The 15,948-nt window shown below is 60.4% G+C and carries 13 protein-coding genes; 8 read left to right on the forward strand and 5 right to left on the reverse strand.

Annotated features, from left to right (window positions below):
* Nucleotides 1–56 precede the first annotated feature (56 nt).
* Complete coding sequence (gene ppsR / locus WIN67_RS09615; protein WP_102863851.1) at nt 57–875, reverse strand: posphoenolpyruvate synthetase regulatory kinase/phosphorylase PpsR; 819 nt, start codon at nt 873–875, stop codon at nt 57–59.
* A gap of 174 nt (nt 876–1,049) precedes the next feature.
* On the opposite strand from ppsR, the gene ppsA reads away from it, so the two are divergent.
* The 8 genes from ppsA (at nt 1,050) to WIN67_RS09655 (ending at nt 9,184) form a co-directional block, all read left to right on the forward strand.
* Nucleotides 1,050–3,425 carry a phosphoenolpyruvate synthase gene (gene ppsA, locus WIN67_RS09620; RefSeq protein ID WP_102878970.1) on the forward strand — a complete coding sequence of 792 codons (2,376 nt, stop codon included), beginning with the start codon at nt 1,050–1,052 and terminating at the stop codon, nt 3,423–3,425.
* Between the two features lie 102 nt (nt 3,426–3,527).
* Nucleotides 3,528–4,517, forward strand: a complete 990-nt coding sequence (locus WIN67_RS09625; protein ID WP_102878971.1) for an alpha/beta fold hydrolase — start codon at nt 3,528–3,530, stop codon at nt 4,515–4,517.
* 255 nt (nt 4,518–4,772) lie between these two features.
* Nucleotides 4,773–5,264 carry a ribonuclease E activity regulator RraA gene (gene rraA, locus WIN67_RS09630; RefSeq protein WP_102863848.1) on the forward strand — a complete coding sequence of 164 codons (492 nt, stop codon included), beginning with the start codon at nt 4,773–4,775 and terminating at the stop codon, nt 5,262–5,264.
* A 25-nt stretch (nt 5,265–5,289) separates the two neighbouring features.
* Nucleotides 5,290–6,285: a zinc transporter ZntB gene (locus WIN67_RS09635; RefSeq protein WP_102863847.1), complete on the forward strand. Its 996-nt coding sequence runs from the start codon at nt 5,290–5,292 to the stop codon at nt 6,283–6,285.
* A 63-nt stretch (nt 6,286–6,348) separates the two neighbouring features.
* Nucleotides 6,349–6,594 carry a hypothetical protein gene (locus WIN67_RS09640; protein WP_011060193.1) on the forward strand — a complete coding sequence of 82 codons (246 nt, stop codon included), beginning with the start codon at nt 6,349–6,351 and terminating at the stop codon, nt 6,592–6,594.
* A gap of 2 nt (nt 6,595–6,596) precedes the next feature.
* The gene (locus tag WIN67_RS09645; RefSeq protein ID WP_016964357.1) at nt 6,597–7,421 is read left to right on the forward strand and encodes a mechanosensitive ion channel family protein; all 825 of its coding nucleotides are present in this window, start codon (nt 6,597–6,599) and stop codon (nt 7,419–7,421) included.
* An 87-nt stretch (nt 7,422–7,508) separates the two neighbouring features.
* Complete coding sequence (sigX, locus tag WIN67_RS09650) at nt 7,509–8,099, forward strand: RNA polymerase sigma factor SigX (RefSeq protein WP_011060195.1); 591 nt, start codon at nt 7,509–7,511, stop codon at nt 8,097–8,099.
* 107 nt (nt 8,100–8,206) lie between these two features.
* Entirely contained in the window at nt 8,207–9,184 is a 978-nt protein-coding gene (locus WIN67_RS09655) for an OmpA family protein (RefSeq protein ID WP_025128772.1), read from the forward strand.
* Nucleotides 9,185–9,262: 78 nt separating this feature from the next.
* Here WIN67_RS09655 and cobA read toward each other — a convergent pair whose 3' ends face one another.
* Genes cobA through nirB form a run of 4 tightly spaced genes read right to left on the reverse strand, consistent with a single transcriptional unit; the run spans nt 9,263 to nt 15,500 of the window.
* Nucleotides 9,263–10,003 (reverse strand): uroporphyrinogen-III C-methyltransferase, encoded by a 741-nt coding sequence (gene cobA, locus WIN67_RS09660; protein WP_339071097.1) that lies wholly within the window; start codon nt 10,001–10,003, stop codon nt 9,263–9,265.
* A 9-nt stretch (nt 10,004–10,012) separates the two neighbouring features.
* Nucleotides 10,013–12,733, reverse strand: a complete 2,721-nt coding sequence (locus WIN67_RS09665; RefSeq protein ID WP_339071098.1) for a molybdopterin-dependent oxidoreductase — start codon at nt 12,731–12,733, stop codon at nt 10,013–10,015.
* Nucleotides 12,733–13,050, reverse strand: coding sequence for a nitrite reductase small subunit NirD (gene nirD, locus WIN67_RS09670; protein WP_102863844.1), 318 nt, complete (start codon nt 13,048–13,050; stop codon nt 12,733–12,735). The genes WIN67_RS09665 and nirD overlap by 1 nt, the downstream gene beginning before the upstream one ends.
* Nucleotides 13,047–15,500, reverse strand: coding sequence for a nitrite reductase large subunit NirB (gene nirB / locus WIN67_RS09675; RefSeq protein ID WP_306382695.1), 2,454 nt, complete (start codon nt 15,498–15,500; stop codon nt 13,047–13,049). Before nirB ends, nirD begins: the two co-directional genes overlap by 4 nt.
* Nucleotides 15,501–15,948 lie beyond the last annotated feature (448 nt).

The following is a 15,948-nucleotide window of genomic DNA, read 5'->3' on the forward strand; positions in this document are numbered from 1 at the left end:
GGATGTGGCAAGGGCGCGTGCTTGCCACATCGGATCGGCTGAAGTGGCGTCGATGCTTACTTGAAGCGCCGTTCCACGCCTTTTTCCACGAGGATCTTGGCCGAGATCTCTTCCACCGAGAAATGCGTGGAGTTGATGTGGGGAATGTTTTCGCGGCGGAACAGGTTTTCCACCTCACGCACTTCGAACTCGCACTGGGCGTAGCTGGAATAGCGACTGTTGGGCTTACGCTCGTTGCGGATCGCGGTGAGCCGGTCCGGGTCGATGGTCAGGCCGAACAGCTTGTGCTTGTGGGCGCGCAGGGCGTTGGGCAGTTGCAGGCGCTCCATGTCTTCTTCGGTCAGCGGGTAGTTGGCCGCACGGATGCCGAATTGCATGGCCATGTACAGGCAGGTCGGGGTCTTGCCACAGCGCGACACGCCCACCAGGATCAGGTCGGCCTTGTCGTAATAGTGAGTGCGGGCACCGTCGTCGTTGTCCAGGGCGAAGTTCACCGCCTCGATCCGCTCCATGTAGTTGGAGTTGTGGCCAATGGAATGGGACTTGCCGACGGAGTAGGACGAGTGCTCGCTGAGCTCCTGTTCCAGGGGGGCGAGGAAGGTCGAGAAGATGTCGATCATGAAACCATTGGAGGTGGCGAGGATCTCACGAATGTCCTGATTGACGATGGTGTCGAAGATAATCGGCCGATAGCCGTCTTTTTCGGCGGCTATATTGATTTGTTGTACCATGGCCCGCGCTTTTTCCATGCTGTCGATATACGGCCGCGTGAATTTGCTGAAGGTAACGTTTTCGAACTGCGCCAACAGGCTCTGGCCGAGGGTTTCCGCTGTGATGCCGGTACCGTCGGAGATAAAGAAAGCAGATCGTTTCATTTGCGGCTTGGGCCTTAAGCTAGTGACGATTCTTGGATATGATAGGCGCGATTTGTCGGCCGGGAATGGCCCGCATTCTCACTTATTTTCCAGGTCCAGGCCATATAGCGGGCAAACGCTCCAAAGAGCAGCCGGCTTCTGAGCTTTTCCAACACAGTTAGTGGAGAGATCACCTTGGTAGAGTACGTAGTTTCCCTCGATAAGCTCGGCAAACACGATGTTGAGCATGTGGGGGGCAAGAACGCATCCCTGGGCGAGATGATCAGCAACCTCGCAGGTGCGGGCGTATCGGTCCCTGGTGGCTTCGCCACGACAGCTCAGGCTTATCGTGATTTTCTTGAGTTGAGCGGTCTGAACGACCAGATCCATGCCGCCCTCGATGCGCTGGATGTCGATGACGTCAACGCCCTGGCCAAGACCGGCGCGCAGATCCGTCAATGGATCATGGAAGCCGAGTTTCCCGAGCGCCTGAACACCGAAATCCGCACCGCTTTCGCCGCTTTGTCGGCGGGCAACCCGGACATCGCCGTAGCCGTACGTTCCTCGGCTACCGCTGAAGACTTGCCGGACGCCTCCTTCGCCGGCCAGCAGGAAACCTTCCTCAACATCCGTGGCGTGGATAACGTGATTCGCGCGGCCAAGGAAGTGTTTGCTTCTCTGTTCAACGATCGCGCCATTTCTTACCGCGTGCACCAGGGTTTCGACCACAAGCTGGTGGCCTTGTCTGCGGGTGTGCAGCGCATGGTCCGTTCGGAAACCGGCACCGCCGGCGTGATGTTCACCCTCGACACTGAGTCGGGCTTCCGTGACGTGGTATTCATCACCGGCGCCTACGGCCTGGGTGAAACCGTGGTTCAGGGTGCGGTCAATCCGGACGAGTTCTACGTCCACAAGAACACCCTTGAAGCCGGTCGTCCGGCCATTCTGCGCCGCAACCTGGGCAGCAAGGCGATCAAGATGATTTACGGCGATGAAGCCAAGGCCGGGCGTTCGGTGAAGACCGTCGACGTGGACGCGGCCGATCGCGCGCGTTTCTGCCTGACCGATGCGGAAGTCAGTGAGCTGGCCAAGCAGGCGATGATCATCGAGAAGCACTACCAGTGCCCGATGGACATCGAATGGGCCAAGGACGGCGACGACGGCAAGCTGTACATCGTCCAGGCTCGTCCGGAAACCGTGAAGAGCCGCACCCAGGCCAATGTCATGGAGCGCTACCTGCTCAAGGAAACCGGCACCGTGCTGGTGGAAGGCCGTGCCATTGGCCAGCGCATCGGCGCCGGCAAGGTGCGGATCATCAAGGACGTTTCCGAGATGGACAAGGTCCAGCCGGGTGACGTGCTGGTCTCCGACATGACCGACCCGGACTGGGAACCGGTGATGAAGCGCGCCAGCGCCATTGTCACCAACCGTGGCGGCCGTACCTGCCACGCGGCGATCATCGCTCGCGAGCTGGGTATTCCTGCGGTGGTCGGTTGCGGCAACGCCACCGAGCTGCTGAAAGATGGCCAGGGCGTGACCGTTTCCTGCGCCGAGGGCGACACCGGATTCATCTTTGAAGGCGAACTGGGCTTCGACATCAAGAAGAACTCGGTGGATGCCATGCCGGAGCTGCCGTTCAAGATCATGATGAACGTCGGTAACCCGGATCGCGCCTTCGACTTCGCCCAACTGCCCAATGCCGGCGTGGGCCTGGCTCGCCTGGAATTCATCATTAACCGCATGATCGGCGTGCACCCCAAGGCGCTGTTGAATTACGCCGGGCTGCCGCAGGAGATCAAGGACAGCGTCGACAAGCGCATCGCCGGTTACCACGATCCGGTGGACTTCTATGTCGATAAGCTGGTCGAGGGCATCAGCACCCTGGCGGCAGCGTTCACGCCGAAGAAGGTCATCGTGCGTCTGTCGGACTTCAAGTCCAACGAATATGCGAACCTGATCGGCGGCAAGCTCTACGAGCCGGAAGAAGAAAACCCGATGCTGGGCTTCCGCGGTGCTTCGCGTTACATCAGCGAATCCTTCCGTGACTGCTTCGAGCTCGAGTGCCGCGCGCTGAAACGCGTGCGCAACGAGATGGGCCTGACCAACGTCGAAATCATGGTGCCGTTCGTGCGTACCTTGGGCGAAGCCAGCCAAGTGGTTGATCTGCTGGCTGAAAACGGCCTCAAGCGTGGCGAAAACGGCCTGCGCGTGATCATGATGTGCGAACTGCCATCCAACGCCATCCTGGCTGACGAGTTCCTCGAGTACTTCGATGGTTTCTCCATCGGTTCCAACGACCTGACCCAGCTGACCCTGGGCCTGGACCGCGACTCCGGGATCATCGCCCACCTGTTCGACGAGCGTAATCCTGCGGTCAAGAAACTGCTGGCCAATGCCATTGCCGCCTGTAACAAGGCTGGCAAGTACATCGGCATTTGCGGCCAGGGGCCTTCGGACCATCCGGATCTGGCCAAGTGGCTGATGGAGCAGGGCATTGAAAGCGTTTCGTTGAACCCGGACTCGGTGCTGGAAACCTGGTTCTTCCTGGCTGAAGGCCAGGGCGCGGCGTAATCGGTGAACGAAGAGTCGGTCGCTCGTGAGGCTGGCCGGCTCTTGAAGATTCAAGCAGGGCGTGCTTCTTCTGGATGCCGCCCTTTTTTGTGCAAGAAGAATATGCAAAGCAGCAGCAATCTATTTCCCGTCGCCTTGATCAGTGCCGAGCGTCGAGGCGACCTCAGCGAAGATGTCTATCGCTTGAAACCCGGCAACAGTCCGGACAGCTCCGTAGAGCTGGCGGTGACCCGCCTGGGGCTGGCCGATGAGCCCGAGGCCCGGGGTGTGCCTGTGGTCTTGCTTCACGGCAGTTTTTCCAACCGGCGTTTCTGGTACTCGCCCAAGGGCATTGGCCTCGGGGCCTATCTGGCCCGAGCGGGCTTTGATGTGTGGATTCCCGAGATGCGCGGTCACGGTCTGTCGCGACGCAATGCCGATTACCGCAAGAATCGGGTGGCTGACTACGCGCGTTACGATCTGCCGGCGATTGCTGCCTTCGTTCGTGAGCAAAGTGCGCAAATACCGCATTGGATTGGCCATTCCCTGGGGGGTACCACCCTGGCGGCGGCTTTGGGTGGGCAGTATCTGGGGGATGCGGGGGTGGCTTCGGCGGCGTTTTTCGGCACCCAGGTCAGTCGCACCTACTGGCCGCTGAAAATTCCTATGGTGGAGTGGGGCGGGCGCCTGGTCATCAAGCGTTTTGCCCAACTCTCCGGTTCCCGGCTCAAGCGCGGTCCGGAAGACGAGCCCATTGGCCTGGCCTTGGAAAGCATGCGCTGGCATGGCCTGTTCGGTCGTTTTGGTGATGCCGATAAGGATTGGTGGGCGGGGCTAGCGGAGGTTTCAGTGCCGGTGCTGGCGGTCAGCGCAACTGGGGATCATCAGGACCCGACCTGGGCCTGTCGCAAGTTGTTCGATCAGTTGGCCAGCGAGCAGAAACAATTTGTCTGCCTGGGGCGTGAGCTAGGGTTCAGTAGCAATTTCGGTCATGTCGAGATGTTGGTGAGCAAGCCGGCGCAGACTGAGGTCTGGCCGTTAGTGGAGCGCTGGCTCAAGGATCAGCACACGCCGTTGCTGGTTTCAGCGCCCGAGCAGGTGGCTGCGGTCTGATGCGAGGGCTCTGAGAAGGGCATTTCGCTCGATAACGCTTGCGGCTAAGATATGACGCATTGTGCTGTTTTGGTCACATTCAGTTATTGGGTCGACTTTCCGTTCCAGTGAGGCGGCTGCAAAATACGCGACAGGCCGATCAGCTTCTCAGGCACTGTGGGTTAAACATCTGCCGCTTGAGCTCGTATTTCCAAGGCAGCCCCTGGAATTTGCCGATACCTTCGATCGTGTTCTTTCTGCTACAGGAGTTTCTCGATGAACCATTACCTCACTCCCGACCTGTGCGACGCCTACCCGGACCTGGTACAGGTGGTTGAGCCCATGTTCAGCAACTTTGGTGGTCGCGATTCCTTTGGTGGGGAAATCGTCACCATCAAGTGCTTCGAAGACAATTCGCTGGTCAAGGAGCAAGTCGAACTCAAGGGGCACGGCAAGGTACTGGTGGTTGATGGCGGTGGTTCCCTGCGTCGCGCGCTGCTGGGCGACCTGCTGGCCGAGAAGGCGGCGAAAAATGGCTGGGAAGGTCTGGTGATCTACGGTTGCATCCGCGATGTGGATGTCATCGCGCAGACTGACCTCGGTGTCCAGGCCCTGGCCAGCCACCCGATGAAGACCGACAAGCGTGGCATTGGTGATCTCAATGTGGCAGTGACCTTTGCCGGTGTGACTTTCCGTCCGGGCCAGTATGTCTACGCCGATAACAACGGCGTGATCGTGTCGCCGAGCCCGCTGAAAATGCCTGAATAAGTAGTTGGCCTGACAAGGGATGAGGATGTTCGAGGAAGAAAACGCGCAATGGGGGCTGGTGCATGCCCTGGTGCTGGATGGTGAAGGTGGTGCGCGTTCGATAGCCCGGACTGAGCTTGACGATCTGCAGCTACAGGCCCATGAAAGCCTGTGGCTGCATTGGGATCGCAGTCATCCGCAAACCCAGACCTGGTTGCGCCGCTCCAGCGGCTTGAGCGAATTCAGCTGTGATCTGCTGCTGGAGGAAAATACCCGGCCGCGCTTGCTGGCCTTGCCGGAGTCGGAACTGCTGCTGTTTCTGCGGGGCATCAATCTCAATCCGGGAGCCGAGCCTGAAGACATGGTCTCGGTGCGCATCTTTGCGTCCGCGCAGCGGGTGATTTCTCTGCGCTTGCGGCCTTTGCGGGCCACCGATGAGCTGTTGGTGCAGCTGGCCGAGGGCAAGGGGCCGAAAACCGCCGCCGAGCTCCTCCTCTATATGGCCGAATACCTGACCCATAAAGTGCAGGATCTGGTCAGCGATCTCTCTGAAGTGGTCGATGCTGAGGAAGAAAAGCTAGATGCCGACGAACGGTATACCCCGGAGCATGGGAGTATTTTGCAGATCCGTCGCCGGGCTGCCGGACTGAAGCGTTTCCTGGCACCGCAGCGGGATATTTTCTCCCAACTGAGTCGGATAAAACTGCCCTGGTTCGCCGTCGATGATGGTGATTATTGGAATGAACTGCACAACAGCCTTACCCGTTACCTGGAAGAGCTGGAATTGACTCGAGAGCGCGTGGGGCTTGTGCTGGAGGCCGAAGACCGGCGCTTGAGCGTACGCATGAATCGAACCATGTATCGCTTCGGGATCATCACCGGGATCTTCCTGCCCATGAGTTTTCTCACCGGTCTTCTGGGGATCAACGTCGGCGGCATTCCGTTCTCCGCCAGCCCTTACGGATTCATCATTGCCTGCCTGCTGCTGGTGTCGGTGGCCTTGGGACAATGGTGGTTGTTTCGCCGTTTGCGCTGGGTGTGATGATGCGTCATGTGACCCGAATAAATCTGATCGCGTCTTTTCCAGACATCACCCGAGGTGCGTATGCACGATCCGTTTGAACAGTCTTTGCGTGACATGCTCAAAGCTTCGCCATCGAGCCGCGATGACGATGCCTGCCTGGGCCGCGTACTGAAAACCGCCAACCGCCAGGTTGGTGCGGGGGATCTGTTCAGCCTGCTGGGCCGCTGGCTGCCGGCGCTGATGATCGCCTTGAATAACGGATCGGCCCATATCGCGCCGGTTTCCCGTCGTAAATCTTCTGCTCGCACTGCTGATAAGGCTGATTGAATATGGAACTTGATCTCTGGACGCAGAGCCTCGTCACGGCGATGACTGCCTTGTGGACCAAGGTAGCGAACTTCATTCCGAACCTGTTCGGCGCGCTGGTGGTGCTGTTGCTGGGCTTCGTGGTGGCCAAGCTGCTGGATACCCTGTTGTCGAAATTGCTGGCCAAGCTGGGCCTGGATCGCCTGATGGGCGGTACCGGCTTGACCAAATTGCTGTCCCGCGCGGGCTTGCAAGTACCGATCTCGACCTTGATCGGCAAGATCGTCTATTGGTTCGTTCTGCTTATTTTTCTGGTTTCTGCTGCTGAATCCCTTGGCCTTGAGCGAGTTTCGGCTACGCTCGACATGCTTGCGCTGTATTTGCCGAAGGTTTTCGGTGCTGCGCTGGTGCTGTTGGTGGGGGTTCTGCTGGCGCAATTGGCCAACGGTCTGGTGCGCGGAGCGGCGGAAGGTGTAGGCCTCGATTACGCCAGTGGCCTGGGACGGATTGCCCAGGGGCTGGTGATCATCATCAGTATTTCCGTTGCGATCAGTCAGTTGGAGGTCAAAACCGACCTGCTCAACCATGTGATCGTGATCGTATTGATTACCGTTGGTCTGGCCGTTGCGCTGGCGATGGGTTTGGGAAGCCGGGAAATTGCCGGACAGATTCTTGCGGGAATCTATGTGCGTGAGTTGTACCAGGTTGGGCAACAAGTACGTGTTGGTGAGGTCGAAGGCCAGATCGAAGAGATCGGCACGGTTAAAACTACATTGCTGACCGAGGAGGGTGAGCTAGTCTCTCTGTCCAATCGGATCCTGCTGGAGCAGCATGTAAGTAGCCGCTAACCCGGCAAACCCTGCTAATGTATGCCGCCGCAAAATGCCCTCATCGGGCTGCGGCGGACATTGACCTGACTGTCGGCACGACTCGTTTTGAATAAAACCCAATCGCTATCCACGCGCTATGACCCCCGTGAGCTCTCTGATGAGGAGTTGGTTGCGCGCTCACATACGGAGCTGTTTCACGTAACACGCGCCTATGAAGAGTTGATGCGACGCTATCAGCGGACCCTATTTAATGTTTGTGCGCGTTATCTAGGGAACGATCGTGATGCGGATGATGTCTGTCAGGAGGTGATGTTGAAGGTGCTGTATGGCCTTAAGAACTTTGAGGGCAAATCGAAGTTCAAGACATGGCTATATAGCATCACGTACAACGAATGCATCACGCAGTATCGCAAGGAGCGGCGCAAGCGTCGGTTGATGGACGCTTTAAGTCTTGACCCCCTCGAGGAGGCCTCTGAAGAGAAGGCGCCGAAACCTGAGGAGAAGGGCGGACTTGACCGATGGCTAGTGCATGTGAACCCGATTGATCGAGAAATTCTGGTGCTACGATTTGTCGCAGAACTGGAGTTTCAGGAGATCGCGGACATCATGCACATGGGGTTGAGTGCTACAAAAATGCGTTACAAACGTGCTCTTGATAAATTGCGTGAGAAATTTGCAGGCATTGCTGAAACTTAGTTCGGCGCAAATATCTCTTACGTCTAGGTGAGTTCTGATAGACTTACCGCCGAGTTGTCCCCCGGTATGTGGGACTGCTTTACAATCACCAGATGGGGATTTAACGGATGAAACTGAAAAACACCTTGGGCATTGCCATTGGTTCTATTGTTGCCGTGACTTCGTTCGGCGTTCTGGCGCAAGGCCAAGGCGCGGTCGAGGGTGAACTGTTTTACAAAAAACAGTACAACGACAGCGTTAATCACGTTGAAGACGGCTTCAACCCAGGCGCATCGATCGGTTACTTCCTGACCGACGATCTGTCGTTGAACGCCACCTACGACAAGACCAACCACACCCGTTCTAACGACGGTACTGGTAACCAGAAAATCAAAGGCGACAACTTCGGCCTGAACGCTCAGTACCACTTTGGTACCGTGGGTGACGCTCTGCGTCCATACGTTTCCGGCGGTGTTGCTCACAAGAGCATGACCAACGTGATCGCTGACGGTCACAGCGGCCGCGACCAGTCGACTTTCCTGACTGCAGGCGCTGGTGTTAAGTACTACTTCACCGACAACCTGTTCGCCCGTGCCGGCGTTGAAGCTGACTACAAGCTGGACAACGGCAAGTGGGACTACGCTCCTACTATCGGTCTGGGTGTGAACTTCGGTGGCAGCGGCGGCAAAGTTGCTCCAGCTCCAGTTGCTCCAGCTCCAGCTCCTGAGCCAGCTCCAGAAGCTCCAGTTGCTGAAGTTGTTCGTGTTGAGCTGGACGTTAAGTTCGACTTCGACAAGTCGGTCGTTAAGCCTAACAGCTACGCTGACATCAAGAACCTGGCTGATTTCATGAATCAGTACCCACAGACCACCACCGTTGTTGAAGGTCACACTGACTCCGTCGGTCCTGACGCTTACAACCAGAAGCTGTCTGAGCGTCGTGCAAACGCCGTTAAACAAGTTCTGGTCAACCAGTACGGCGTTGGCGCTAACCGCGTTCAATCCGTTGGTTACGGTGAGTCCCGCCCAGTTGCCGACAACGCAACTGAAGCTGGTCGCGCAGTTAACCGTCGCGTAGAAGCATCGGTTGAAGCTCAAGCTAAGTAATTAGCCTTGTAGCTTGGAAAAACCCGGCCTAGGCCGGGTTTTTCTTTGTCTGCGATTTACCTGGCCCAGAGGCGCGACTCAGGCTTGGCACGCAGAGGCTTGGACAGCGGACTCTGTGCCCGCCACTGCACCGATCACCAGGATCGCCGGGCTCTTCAACTCGAAGCGCAGGGCATCGCGCTCCATCCCCGCCAGATCGCTGCGGCATTCCCGCTGTTCAGGCAGCGAGGCATTTTCAATCATCGCCACCGGCGTATCGGCTGCCAGACCGCCGTCACGCAAGTGCCCGGCAATCTCTGCCAGCTTCGCCACCCCCATGTAGATCACCAGGGTCGTACCGCTTTGAGCCAGAGCCTGCCAGTTCAGGCTGCTGTCATCTTGAGTGTGGGCGGTCACCAGGGTCACGCCCCGAGCCACGCCTCGCAGGGTCAGGGGAATATCACAACGGGTTGCACCCGCCAGCCCGGCGGTGATGCCATTGACCAGCTCCACCTCGATCCCACGCTCCTTCAGCCACTGAGCTTCCTCGCCACCTCGCCCGAAAATGCATGGATCGCCACCCTTGAGGCGCACCACGCAGCGCCCTTGCCGGGCATAGCGCAGCATCAGGCGATGAATGAAGGCCTGGGGCGTGGAGCGACAGCCACCGCGCTTGCCCACCGGGATGACCCGCGCTGTGGGGCAATGGTCCAGCACCGCGCTGTTCACCAGATCATCGATCAACACCACATCGGCTTCGCCAAGGGCGCGTACGGCCTTGAGGGTCAACAGCTCGGGGTCTCCAGGCCCTGCACCTACCAGCCAGACTTTTGCGCTCATACGTTTTCCTCACACAGGGATGGCGGCGACAGGTTGCACCGGAGTCGCCAGCAGGCGCTTGATCTCCGGCACGCAGGAGCCACATTGGCTACCGCAACCCAGTTGTTGTTTCAGTTGGTCGAGATTCAGGCCTTCAGCGATACCGGCACAGACCGCCCGGTAGCTGACGTTCTTGCAGTTACACAGGGTCCGCTCCCGTTCCCCGCCCAGGCCGCTGGCCCCCGGCGGGCTGCTCATCGGCGCCAGCAACCAGCGTCGTAGCTGCTCATCGGCGCGTCCCTCGAGCCACAGTTCCTGCAGCCAGTGCTGGGCCAGGGTTTCCCCGGCCAGGCGAATTGCGGTGATCCGCCCTTGTTCGATGCGCACCCGCTTGCCGATGGCCCGACGCGGATCGTCATAAGCCAGTACCGGCCCAGTTTCGAGCCCCAAGTGCTGATCGATGAGCTTGAGCAATGCCGGCTGCGGCGCCTCCTGGTGAGCGGCCCGAATCACCAGGGCCGGACGTTCGCGACCGGTCAGGCTCAGGCTGACATAGGCAAAGGCTTCGCACAGGGGGCGCAGAGCCCTGAAGTGCGCCTGCACGTCGCCTTCGATCAGGGCAAACAATTGCCAAGGCAGTTGCACCGGCTCCAGGCGCACGCCGCTGTGTTTGAGTTCCGGCTGTTTGGACAGAGGGTCAAAGGCCGGCTGAGTGACGATATTGATCCCGCCCTTGAGGAAGCGATCCCCCCAGTGCATCGGCACAAAGGCCTGGCCGGGACGCACGCTGTCATCGCTGCTGACGGCGACGATCACACTGCCACGGCGGCTTTTCAGGTTGACCAGATCTCCCTCCCGTAGCCGCTGGCGCCGCAGTTCGTCCGGATGCAGGCTCAGCAGTGCTTCGCTGACATGGCCGAACAGCTGCGCCGCGGTGCCGGTGCGACTCATGCCGTGCCATTGGTCCCGCAGCCGACCGGTGATCAGGGTCAGGGGAAAGCGGGCATCGCGCTGTTCCTTGGCGGGCAGGTAAGGGTCGCAGACAAAGTGCGCGCGGCCAGTGGCGGTGGGAAAACGCCCATCCCCATACAAGCGCGGCGTGCCCTGTGTCGCGCCGCTGGGGAAGGGCCACTGCTGTGGGCCGAGACGGTCGATCAACTGGTGACTGAGGCCGGACAGGTCCAGATCGCGGTCCTGGGTCAGGCCTTTGTACTCATCGAACAGCTGGGCTGGGGAATCGAAGTCAAACAGGCTCGGCTGCCCGGGCCGCAGGCGTCGCTCCAGACGTTGAGCGAAATCCACGGTAATGGCCCAATCAGGCCGTGCCTCACCGGGTGCGATTACCGCCTGACGCACATGAGAAACCCGCCGTTCCGAGTTGGTCACCGTGCCTTGCTTCTCGCCCCAACTGGCGGCAGGTAGCAGCAGGTCGGCAAAGGCCGCGGTTTCCGTGGTGACGAAGGCTTCTTGCAGGACCACGAACGGGCAGTGCTGCAGGGCCGCACGCACCGCGTTCTGGTCCGGCAGGGACTGCGCCGGGTTGGTACAGGCGATCCACAAGGCCTTGATGCGACCGCTTTGCAGCTGTTCAAACAACTCGATAGCGCTCAGTCCGGGGCTGGCTGGCAACTGTTCCACCCCCCAATAAGCGGCGACCTCAGCGCGATGTTGGGGATCGGCAGCTTCCCGGTGCCCGGGGAGCAGATTGCTCAGGCTGCCGGTTTCGCGCCCGCCCATGGCATTGGGCTGACCGGTGAGGGAGAAGGGCCCCGCACCCTTTCGGCCGATTTGCCCGGTGGCCAGGTGCAGATTGATCAGCGCACTGTTTTTTGCGCTGCCGGCGCTGGACTGATTCAAGCCCATGCACCACAACGACAGGAAACTGGGCGCCGTCCCTATCCATTGGGCGCACAGCTGCAGTTGCTCAAGACTGATACCGCAGAGTTGCGCCACCATCGCCGGGGTGTAGTCGCGGACCAGGAGCTTCAGCTCGGCCAGGCCCTCGGTGTGTTCGCGGATGAAGTCCCGATCGACCCAGTCCTCCCACAGCAACAGGTGGAGAATCCCGTGGAACAGTGCGACATCGGTGCCCGGCAGAATCGCCAGATGCAGGTCGGCCAGATCGCAGGTGTCGGTACGACGCGGGTCGATGACGATGACTTTCATGTCCGGACGCTGGCTTTTCGCGTGTTCCAGGCGCCGAAACAGCACGGGATGGGCGTAGGCCATGTTACTGCCGACGATCACCACGCAATCGCTGTGCTCCAGGTCCTCATAACTGCAAGGCGGCGCATCGGCCCCCAGGCTGCGCTTGTAGCCCACCACCGCCGAGGACATGCACAGCCGTGAGTTGCTGTCGATATTGTTGGTGCCCACCAGGGCCCGGGCCAGCTTGTTGAAGGCGTAGTAGTCCTCGGTCAGCAGTTGCCCGGAGACATAGAACGCCACGCTGTCCGGGCCATGCTCGGCGATGGTCTGGGCGAATACCCCGGCGGCATGCTCCAGGGCGCTGTCCCAGTCGCAGCGGCTACGAGCCAGGTCCTTGCCCAGGCGCAGTTCCGGGTACAGGGCGCGGGCGTTGCGGTCGCCGGTCAAATGCAGGCTGGCGCCCTTGCTGCACAGCTTGCCGAAGTTGGCCGGGTGCGCCGGATCGCCGCTGACCCCGAGGATCTGCCGGCCGTCATGCTCGATCAGCACACCGCAGCCAACCCCGCAGTAGCAACAGGTCGAGGCCGTGCTCTGCGGCTTCATCAGCCGGCATCCCGCAGGGCCAACTGCACCCGGCCACTTGCCACCCGCGCCGGATGGTGATGGGCGCAGCCGGTGTCCGGGGCCTGGGCTTCGCCGGATTCCAGGTCGATCTGCCAGTTGTGCAGCGGGCAGGCCACGCGCTTGCCGTAGATCAATCCCTGGGACAGGGGGCCGCCCTTGTGCGGACAACGATCGTCGAGGGCGAAGACCTGATCGTCGCTGGTACGAAAAATCGCGATATCGCCCTTGGGGCCCTTGATGATGCGCGAGCCCAGGGCATTGATCTCTTCCAGGGCGCAGATATCCAGCCAGTTCATGCCGGCACCTCCAGTTGTTTCACGGGGATCGACTCGTACTCTTTTTTCAGCTGCGGCTCGGCCAGGCGCTGCTGCCACGGGTCTTGCTCGAAGGACAGGGAGAACTGCAGGCGCTCGTTCAGCGCCTTGCGCCGCTGCGGGTCTTCCAGCACGGCCTTTTTCACGTGCTCCAGGCCGACACGTTGCAGGTAGTGCACCGTGCGTTCGAGGTAGAAGGCCTCTTCGCGGTACAGCTGGAGGAAGGCGCCGTTGTATTCGCGGACTTCTTCGGCGGTCTTGAGCTTGACGAAAAACTCCGCCACCTCGGTCTTGATCCCGCCGTTGCCGCCGATGTACATCTCCCAGCCCGAATCGACGCCGATGATGCCCACGTCCTTGATCCCGGCTTCCGAGCAGTTGCGCGGGCAACCGGAGACCGCCAGCTTGACCTTGTGCGGTGACCACATGTTGAACAGGTCGTGCTCCAGCTCGATCCCCAGCTGGGTGGAGTTCTGCGTGCCGAAGCGGCAGAACTCGCTGCCGACACAGGTCTTCACCGTGCGGATGGATTTGCCGTAGGCGTGGCCGGACGGCATGTCCAGGTCTTTCCAGACTCCGGGCAAGTCTTCCTTGCGGATGCCCAGCAGGTCGATGCGCTGGCCGCCGGTGACCTTGACCATGGGCACCTGGTACTTGTCGGCGACATCGGCGATGCGTCGCAGCTCGGACGGATTGGTCACGCCGCCCCACATCCGCGGCACCACCGAGTAGGTCCCATCCTTCTGGATGTTGGCGTGGGCGCGCTCGTTGATCAGCCGCGATTGCGGATCGTCCTTGGCTTCTCCCGGCCAGGTGGAGATCAGGTAGTAGTTCAGCGCCGGGCGGCACGTGGCGCAACCGTTGGGGGTGCGCCAGTTGAGGTAGCTCATGGTGCCGGCGATGGTCAGCAGATGCTGGTCGCGAATGGCCTGGCGGATCTGCCCGTGGTTCAGGTCGCTGCAGGCGCAGATGGCTTTTTCGCTTTTCGGCTTGACGTCCGCCGCGCCGCCCACGGTGTTGATCAGGATCTGCTCCACCAGGCCGGCGCAGGAACCGCAGGAGCTGGCGGCCTTGGTGTGCTTCTTGACCTCGTCGACGCTGAACAGCCCCTGTTCCTGGATGGCCTTGACGATGGTGCCCTTGCACACCCCATTGCAGCCGCAGACCTCGGCAGTGTCGGCCATGCTCATGGCCTTGTCCTGGCCCTGATGGCCGACGTCGCCCAGGGCGTTCTCACCGAACATCAGGTGGTCGCGAATCTCGCCGATGGCCTGCTGCTCGCGGATTTGGCGGAAGTACCAGCCGCCGTCCGCGGTGTCGCCGTACAGGCAGGCGCCGACCAGTACGTCGTCCTTGATCACCAGCTTCTTGTAGACCCCGCCAATGGGGTCGGAGAGGGTGATGGTCTCGGTGCCGTCGCCGCCCATGAAATCCCCGGCGGAAAACAGATCGATGCCCGTGACCTTCAACTTGGTGGACGTCACCGAGCCTTGGTAGCGGGCAAAGCCCAGTTGAGCCAAGTGGTTGGCGCAAACCTTGGCCTGTTCGAACAGCGGCGCCACCAGACCGTAGGCGATACCGCGGTGACTGGCGCACTCACCGATGGCGTAGATACGCGGGTCGAAGGTTTGCAGGGTGTCGTTGACCAGAATCCCACGGTTGCAGGGCAGGCCGGCCCGTTCCGCCAGCTCGGTGTTGGGGCGGATGCCGGCGGCCATCACCACCAGATCGGCGGGGATGATCTCGCCATTCTTGAACTGCACCGAGCCGACCCGGCCATTGCCGGCATCGATCAGTGCCTGGGTCTGTTCACACAGGCGAAACTTCAGGCCACGGCTTTCCAGGGCGCCTTGCAGCAACTGGCCGCTGGTCTGGTCCAGTTGCCGTTCCAGCAGCCATTCGCCGATATGCACCACGGTCACGTCCATGCCCCGCAGCTTGAGGCCGTTGGCAGCTTCCAGGCCCAGCAGGCCGCCGCCGATCACCACCGCATGGGTGTGAGTCTTGGCCGTGTCGATCATCGCCTGGGTGTCGGCAATGTCGCGATAGCCGATCACCCCCTGCAGGTCCTTGCCGGGAATCGGCAGGATAAAGGGTGTGGAGCCGGTGGCGATCAGCAGGCGGTCGTACTCGGCTTCGCTGCCGTCCTCGGCGATCACCCGGCGCTTGATGCGGTCGATTTCCACCACCTTGCGATTGAGCAGCAGCTTGATGTTGTGGTTCAGGTACCAGTCCAGGTCGTTGAGGACGATGTCCTCGAACGTCTGTTCTCCGGCCAGCACCGGCGAGAGCAGGATGCGGTTGTAGTTGGTGTGGGGTTCGGCACCGAACACGGTGATGTCGTACAGCTCGTCGCTGAGTTTGAGCAACTCTTCCAGGGTGCGGACCCCGGCCATGCCGTTGCCGATCATTACCAGTTTGAGTCTTTTCATGGGCTTCTCCGGAGCTCAGGCAGGTTCAGTGCGGCCTGGCTCGAAAAACTGCGCGCAAACAAAAAAGGCGTCCCGTCAGTGGCCTGACGAGGACGCCTTTGTCCGATCCCGTTCTCTCGGGAAGCCTGCCTTCGTCGTTGAAGGCCGGGCTTTATGTCTGTTGTCCGCTCTCATGCAGCGCTTGTGCCAAGTTGCCGAGGGCGCGGTTTTATGGGGCCTGGGTCAGGTTTCCGGGGATGTCGGGTGTGGCCGTTGCACCTGATTGAGGCGCTGCGCCCTGTTTCGGCGCTTGGGGGCTGTGGGGGGGCGATGGGCGGTCTGGGGGGCGTCAAGCAAGGTCCTGCGGACCTTATCGCAGCCTCGCTATGGCTCGGCAGCGGCTACAGGCCCAAGGCAGCCGAGGGTTGTGTAGCCGCTGCCGCAGGCTGCGAACGGCCCGTAGGGACGC

The sequence above is a fragment of the Pseudomonas idahonensis genome (genome assembly GCF_037903935.1).
GTDB lineage: Bacteria > Pseudomonadota > Gammaproteobacteria > Pseudomonadales > Pseudomonadaceae > Aquipseudomonas > Aquipseudomonas danubii.

Excerpts from the sequence above, each read along its gene's own strand:
- ppsR (WP_102863851.1), bottom strand. The coding sequence starts at position 875 with ATGAAACGATCTGCTTTCTTTATCTCCGACGGTACCGGCATCACAGCG.
- WIN67_RS09625 (WP_102878971.1), top strand. The coding sequence starts at position 3,528 with ATGCAAAGCAGCAGCAATCTATTTCCCGTCGCCTTGATCAGTGCCGAG.
- rraA (WP_102863848.1), top strand. The coding sequence starts at position 4,773 with ATGAACCATTACCTCACTCCCGACCTGTGCGACGCCTACCCGGACCTG.
- WIN67_RS09635 (WP_102863847.1), top strand. The coding sequence starts at position 5,290 with ATGTTCGAGGAAGAAAACGCGCAATGGGGGCTGGTGCATGCCCTGGTG.
- WIN67_RS09640 (WP_011060193.1), top strand. The coding sequence starts at position 6,349 with ATGCACGATCCGTTTGAACAGTCTTTGCGTGACATGCTCAAAGCTTCG.
- WIN67_RS09645 (WP_016964357.1), top strand. The coding sequence starts at position 6,597 with ATGGAACTTGATCTCTGGACGCAGAGCCTCGTCACGGCGATGACTGCC.
- WIN67_RS09655 (WP_025128772.1), top strand. The coding sequence starts at position 8,207 with ATGAAACTGAAAAACACCTTGGGCATTGCCATTGGTTCTATTGTTGCC.
- cobA (WP_339071097.1), bottom strand. The coding sequence starts at position 10,003 with ATGAGCGCAAAAGTCTGGCTGGTAGGTGCAGGGCCTGGAGACCCCGAG.
- WIN67_RS09665 (WP_339071098.1), bottom strand. The coding sequence starts at position 12,733 with ATGAAGCCGCAGAGCACGGCCTCGACCTGTTGCTACTGCGGGGTTGGC.
- nirD (WP_102863844.1), bottom strand. The coding sequence starts at position 13,050 with ATGAACTGGCTGGATATCTGCGCCCTGGAAGAGATCAATGCCCTGGGC.
- nirB (WP_306382695.1), bottom strand. The coding sequence starts at position 15,500 with ATGAAAAGACTCAAACTGGTAATGATCGGCAACGGCATGGCCGGGGTC.